Raw genomic sequence first — 6035 nt, 5'->3', positions numbered from 1 at the left:
AAGGGCGTCAGGCGCTGGATAAAATCATTACCGAACAGGTTGGCGCCAGCAGCAGTATGCATGGTCGTCTGACCAAACTTGACGCGCAGTTGAAAACCCAGATGAACCGCATTATTGAACGTCGCAGTGACGGTCTGACTTTCCATTACAAAGCGATCGATCAGGTACGCGCCGACGGCCAGCAGTTGGTTAATCAGGCGATGGGCGGCATTCTGCAGGACAGTATCAACGAGATGGGCGCGAAAGCGGTGCTGAAAGGCGGGGGCAATCCGCTGCAGGGGATCCTCGGCAGCCTCGGCGGCCTGCAAACGGCGATTCAGGAAGAGTGGAAAAACCAGGAAGCGGATTTCCAGGAATTTGGCAAAGACGTTTGTAGCCGGGTCGTCTCCCTTGAAGACAGCCGCAAGGCGCTGGTGAGTTCCCTGAAATAATGTTCTCTGCGGTGTGCCGCGGCCTTCACCGGGACACACCGCGTTCAACCCTCTCAGGCACGTCCGTGCGATACGCGGGAACGACGGGCCAGCGAGTCAATAATCACCGCAATCGCCAGTACGCAGCCGGTAATGATGTAGCGTAGTGATGACGGCAGATTCAACAGAGTCAGACCATTCGAAATCGACTGAATCACGATGATCCCCAGCAGCGCGGACCAGGCACTGCCGCGCCCGCCGAACAGGCTGGTACCGCCGATGACCGCCGCCGCAATGGCGTTCAGATTCACGTCACCGGTTCCGGCCTGCTGGCTCGCCGAGGCCAGCCGGGAAGCGGCCAGAATGCCGCCAAAAGTGGCGAGTGTGCTACAGAGTACAAAGGCGCTGACGTAAATCGCTCGTACGTTGATCCCTGAACGGCGTGCGGCTTCGCGGTTGCCGCCGACGGCAAACATAGAGCGCCCCCATTGAGTCCGCTTGAGTGCATAGTTGAGCATCATCACAAAGGCGACGAACAGGCCGAAAATCCACGGTACGCCGCGCCCGAGATTAAGATAGAACACGGCGGCTTCAAAGATTACCGTAAGCAGAATCGCGCGCAACAACAGTGAGCTGACGGCTTCCGCCGACAGGTTCGCCGTCAGGCGACGTGTACGCGTTTTGAGGCCAAATATCAGAATCGCCAGACCGGGCAGTAGCGCCATAAGATGAGAGAACCAGGCTGGCATCACCAGTAGTTGGCCAAACCGCACCAGCGGAGAGGTGTAGGGAAGGTTAATGCTGCCGCTGGGACCGAGGATATACAGTTGCAGACCGAGCAGCGCCAGCAGGCCGGCGAGCGTCGCCACGAAGCTTGGCATGCCGACGCGGTTATACAGCAGAGCGTAAAGCAGCCCGACGGCGATCCCGCACAGCAGCGCAACGGCAATCGCCGCAGCAACCGGCCAGCCGGCATTCACCCACAGCACGCCAACAATCGCCGAAGAGAGTCCGCTCATTGAGCCCACTGAAAGATCGATTTCGCCGAGCATCAGCACGCAGACGATTCCCAATGAGATAAATCCAACGGTAGCACAGTCAAAAAGCAGGTTAACCAGGTTATTGGGTGCGATATAGACCGGGTTGAGCCAGGTGAAAACCAGGGAGATCACGATCAGCCCGGCGATGACCGGCGCGGTCCCCAGATCGCCGGTTTTGATACGATTGATCTGCGCACGTACCACGCCGAACAGGTCGTCGTTGTGCCGGACGCGCTCATCGCTGCGATCCAGTGCGGGACGGGATGCTGTCTTGCTGTTCATAAAATTACATCACTCCGGAAGCGCTAGACTGTGATTTTCGTTCGACGCGACGTGAAACGGCATTCTCTGTTGCGCCGGTAATGGCTGCCACCAGATCCTGGTTTGAGGCGTCGGGGGTAAAGATGCCTTTATTGCGTCCGAGCCGCAGCACCACGATGCGATCGGCCACCGCACGGACGTCTTCCATGTTGTGGCTGATGATAATGACGCCGAGGCCACGCTCGCGAACGCGCTCAATCAAATTGAGGACTTCTGCCGTCTGGGCCACGCCGAGCGCGGCGGTGGGCTCATCAAGCATGATGATTTTGGGGTTCATCAGCAGCGAACGCGCGATCGCCACCGTCTGGCGCTGGCCGCCGGAAAGCGAGGCAATCGGCTCGCGCACCGACGGGATTCTGGCTGCCAGCTCCTGCAATAACGTCCAGGCCCGTACCTCCATCGCCACTTCGTCCAGTTGCAGCGGCGAAATCTCATGGCCTAAAAACAGGTTCGCGACGACGTCGAGATTTTCGCACAGCGCTAAATCCTGGAAGACCGTGGCGATACCGTATTCCAACGCCTTGCCCGGGCTGTCGAGAGTGATGGTCTTACCGTCAAATTCAATGGTGCCGGTCGTGGGCTGGTGTACGCCGGCGAGAATTTTCACCAGCGTGGATTTTCCCGCGCCGTTGTCGCCCACTAGCGCGACCACTTCGCCGGCATGAACCTCCAGCTCGATATCCGTCAGGGCGGAGACTGCGCCGAAGTGTTTGGAGACATGACTCAGTTTTAAAATAGGTTGCCTGGTGCTGGCGACGATGTCTTGTTGTTGCGACATAAAAAAGACCTCAATGATGGCGAAACTACGTCCGTCGCTGACGACGGACGCAGGGGCAGCATTACTTCTCAATACCTGATTTCTGGCAGGCTGCGGTGTATTCACCGGTACATACCTGAGCGTAGGTCTGGATCTTTTTATCGAAAATTTCCGCTTTGATATTTTTGGCGGTGATGACTGCCGGGGTAAACAGCTGAGAAGGCGTGTTGTACAGCGTGGTGCTCGCCTGCGGTTTTTTACCCTGAATGAGTTCCACGGCCACTTTCGCCGCGGCGGCGGCAACGATCTCTGACGGTTTGGAGATGGTGTTGTACTGGTCGCCGGCGAGGATGAGCTGCAGCGCGGCAATCGTCGCGTCGTTCCCGGTGACTGGCGGAACTGGCTGTACGCCAGCGGCTTTAAAGGCGGCAATGGCGCCGCCGCCGGTGCCGTCATTGGCCGCGACGACACCTTTAATTTTGTCCCCGAAGCGGGTGATCTGCCCGGCGGCCCACTCCTGCGCTTTTGGCGGCGCCCATTCCGGGGTATCAAACTCCGCGAGGGTGGTGTAACCCGACGCTTTCAGCCCACGATGAATACCATCGCGGATAAGCCCTGCGGCGGCATCCGTCGGCGAACCATTAATTTGCAGGACGCCAGCCCCTTTGGGCACGCCGCTCTCTTGCAGATGTTTAACCAGCGATTGTGAAATTGCGTAGCCGATACCTTCGTTATCAAACGAGACGTAAAAATCGGCAGGCTTGTCGGGGATAGGGCGATCGTAAGCGATCACTTTAACATCCTGAGCATGGGCATTTTCGACCAGGGCGGCCGCTGCGGAGGAGTCAACCGGATCGAGAACGATAATCTTCGCCCCCTGGGCAATGACCGAATTGAACTGCTGCTGTTGCAGCGTCGCGCTGGCGTTGGCGTTTTGATAAATGACCTTGCACTCTGCGCACAGCTTGCTCATTTCCGCTTTGAAACCGGGGAAATCATGCTGCTCATAACGCGTGGAAGCCTGGTCGGGCATGAGAAATGCCACGGTGGCGGATTCGGCCGCTTGTGCCGACGCGGCAATACTGCCGGATATTGTTGCGAGTGCGATAAAAATATTACGGTAATTCATTATATTACCCTCTTTTTTATATGCTTGAGCCCGCCAGCCGGAGCCGACGTCATAAAGACTTTTTTAATAAGAGTTACTAATAATTCACATGTAGGATACTTCGGTTTTACATTTGCTCAACCGATGAAGCAGGATTACCACTGCACTAAAACGGAGTCAAGAAATGGAAAAAAGTCGATACGGATTTGTGATTGGCTGCAAAGAATTGCATAAAAAGCGATCAGGGCATTTGACCGATGCGGGGACAAGAAAACGGGCGGAGAAGTGGGGGAAGAAAGTGGAGGAAGAAAGAATAACAACGGGCGGTCAAGGACCGCCCGAGGATTAATCTTCGCTGAGAAACAGCTCCAGCAGCGAGTTTAAAAACAGCTTGCCGTGCTCGGTTATCTGCCAGTAGCGCTCATCTTCAGTCAGGTAGCCCTGGGCGATGGCGGCATCAATTTGCGCCCGGATCGCGTGTTCTTCCAGACCGGTGTAGCGGCTGAATTCACTGCGCGGTGCCGCTTCCAGCAGACGGAAGCGGTTCATAAAGAACTCGAAGGGTTTGTCGGCGGCTTCCACGTCATTCTGGCGTTCGAGATAGCGGCCTTCCATGTAGCCTCGCGGATGGCGCGTTTTTGCCGTACGTAGAATGCGCCCGTCCGGGAAGGTGATTTTACCGTGCGCACCGCAACCGATGCCAAGATAGTCGCCAAAGCGCCAGTAGTTCAGGTTGTGCTGACACTGATAACCCGGTTTGGCATAAGCCGAAGTCTCATACTGCTGATAACCTGCCGCCGTCAGCAGACGATGCCCCTGCTCAAAAATATCCCACAGGGCGTCGTCATCCGGCAGCACAGGCGGACGAGATCCAAACAGGGTATTTGGCTCAATGGTCAGCTGATACCAGGAGAGATGCGGCGGATTCAGGTCGATGGCCTGGCGCAGATCGTCCAGCGCCTCTTCCAGCGACTGGTCCGGCAGACCGTGCATCAGGTCTAGATTGAAGCTGCGCAGTCCGAGACCACGGGCCAGGTGTGCCGCCCGTTTTGCCTCTGCGGGGCCGTGAATACGGCCCAGGCGCTGTAGTTTAGGTTCGCTAAAACTTTGCACGCCGATGGAGATGCGGTTCACACCCGCACGCTGGTACTCCACGAAGCGATCGGCTTCCACGGTGCCTGGGTTGGCCTCCATGGTGATCTCCGCACCGGCGGCCAGCGGCAGGCCGTTGCGCACGCCGTCGAGCAGGGTTTGCATGGCCGCCCCGGAGAGCAGGCTCGGCGTCCCCCCGCCAATGAAAATCGTGCCAATTTCACGTCCCTGGGCGTAGGCCGCATCGGCCCGCAGGTCGGTCAGCAGATGCTGCACATAATCGTCGTGCGGCACCTCGCCCTTTAGCGCATGCGAATTGAAGTCGCAGTACGGGCATTTCTGCACACACCATGGGATATGAATATACAAGCTCAGAGGCGGCAAATTAGCCATTACGTAACGCTTCCAGTAACAGTTTTAACGCGCGCCCGCGGTGCGAAATCGCGCTTTTTTCTTCACGGCTGAGCTCCGCCGCGGTCTTGCCCTCGGACGGAACAAAGAAAATCGGGTCGTAGCCGAAGCCACCATCGCCCGCCGCCTGACGGGTAATGACCCCAGGCCAGCTGCCGTGACAAACCACCGGCGTCGGGTCGGCCGCATGTCGCAGATAGACCAGCACGCAGTGGAATTGCGCCTGACGCTGGTCGTCCGGGACCTCCTTCAGGGCATCAAGCAGCTTTTCCAGATTCTGCTGGTCGGTAGCCTCTTCACCTGAGTAGCGAGCTGAATAGATGCCCGGCGCGCCGCCGAGCGCATCTACCGCAATACCGGAGTCGTCGGCAATCGCCGGTAAACCGGTTATCTGAGCGGCATGACGGGCTTTCAGAATCGCATTTTCGATAAAGGTCAGTCCGGTTTCCTCGGCGGAATCCACGCCCAGCTCGGTTTGCGCAACGATATCCAGTCCAAAATCTTCCAGCAGCGAGGCCAACTCGCGAACCTTCCCGGCGTTACCGGTGGCGAGAACAACTTTTTGCATCATTAATCCTGTCTATTTTGTCAGTGCCGCGACCGCTGTCGGGATCTGTTGCGGGTTGATGATTTTTATCTGTTTGTGGCGACCAAGCTCCCCTTTTTCAAGCAGAACCTGGCTTTTCGCGACACGAAACTGTTTGGCAAGGAATTTAACCAGATGGGCGTTAGCCTGACCCTCTACGGGGGGAGCGGTAATGGCGACTTTCAGTTCGTCGCCATGTAAACCAACGATGCTATCACGGCTGGCCTTGGGCTGAATATACAGCCGCAATACCAGACCGTCAGCACAGGCTTCGACGGCACTCATAGCGCCATCCACAGCCCCGGAAGCA

8 protein-coding genes are annotated in these 6035 nt (G+C 57.3%); 2 read left to right on the top strand and 6 right to left on the bottom strand.

Annotation, left to right across the window (positions count from 1 at the left end; all coding sequences use genetic code 11):
* The coding region (locus ACZAHD_RS20965) for a YggN family protein (protein ID WP_462458474.1) at positions 1–431 on the top strand (431 nt) is incomplete at its 5' end.
* Positions 432–484: 53 nt separating this feature from the next.
* On the opposite strand, the gene ACZAHD_RS20960 is transcribed toward ACZAHD_RS20965, so the two are convergent.
* The 3 genes from ACZAHD_RS20960 to ACZAHD_RS20950 form a co-directional block, all read right to left on the bottom strand.
* A complete protein-coding gene (locus ACZAHD_RS20960) occupies positions 485–1732 on the bottom strand; it encodes a sugar ABC transporter permease (protein ID WP_462458473.1) in 1248 nt (415 codons plus the stop codon).
* Positions 1733–1736: 4 nt separating this feature from the next.
* Positions 1737–2549, bottom strand: coding sequence for an ATP-binding cassette domain-containing protein (locus ACZAHD_RS20955; protein WP_462458472.1), 813 nt, complete (start codon positions 2547–2549; stop codon positions 1737–1739).
* 61 nt (positions 2550–2610) lie between these two features.
* Positions 2611–3657, bottom strand: coding sequence for an ABC transporter substrate-binding protein (locus tag ACZAHD_RS20950; protein WP_462458471.1), 1047 nt, complete (start codon positions 3655–3657; stop codon positions 2611–2613).
* 163 nt (positions 3658–3820) lie between these two features.
* On the opposite strand from ACZAHD_RS20950, the gene ACZAHD_RS20945 reads away from it, so the two are divergent.
* Entirely contained in the window at positions 3821–3985 is a 165-nt protein-coding gene (locus tag ACZAHD_RS20945; RefSeq protein ID WP_462458470.1) for a hypothetical protein, read from the top strand.
* Here the strand turns inward: ACZAHD_RS20945 and hemW are convergent.
* The 3 genes from hemW to yggU are packed head-to-tail and all read right to left on the bottom strand — an operon-like array spanning position 3982 to position 6010.
* Entirely contained in the window at positions 3982–5121 is a 1140-nt protein-coding gene (gene hemW / locus ACZAHD_RS20940) for a radical SAM family heme chaperone HemW (RefSeq protein WP_462458469.1), read from the bottom strand. The genes ACZAHD_RS20945 and hemW overlap by 4 nt on opposite strands.
* The gene (locus tag ACZAHD_RS20935) at positions 5114–5707 is read right to left on the bottom strand and encodes an XTP/dITP diphosphatase (RefSeq protein WP_462458476.1); all 594 of its coding nucleotides are present in this window, start codon (positions 5705–5707) and stop codon (positions 5114–5116) included. The genes hemW and ACZAHD_RS20935 overlap by 8 nt, the downstream gene beginning before the upstream one ends.
* Positions 5708–5719: 12 nt before the next feature.
* Positions 5720–6010 carry a DUF167 family protein YggU gene (gene yggU, locus ACZAHD_RS20930; protein WP_462458475.1) on the bottom strand — a complete coding sequence of 97 codons (291 nt, stop codon included), beginning with the start codon at positions 6008–6010 and terminating at the stop codon, positions 5720–5722.
* Positions 6011–6035: the final 25 nt, after the last annotated feature.

The sequence above is a fragment of the Raoultella sp. genome (genome assembly GCF_039594335.1).
Taxonomy (GTDB): domain Bacteria; phylum Pseudomonadota; class Gammaproteobacteria; order Enterobacterales; family Enterobacteriaceae; genus Klebsiella.
This window is presented reverse-complemented; position numbering and strand designations above follow the sequence as displayed.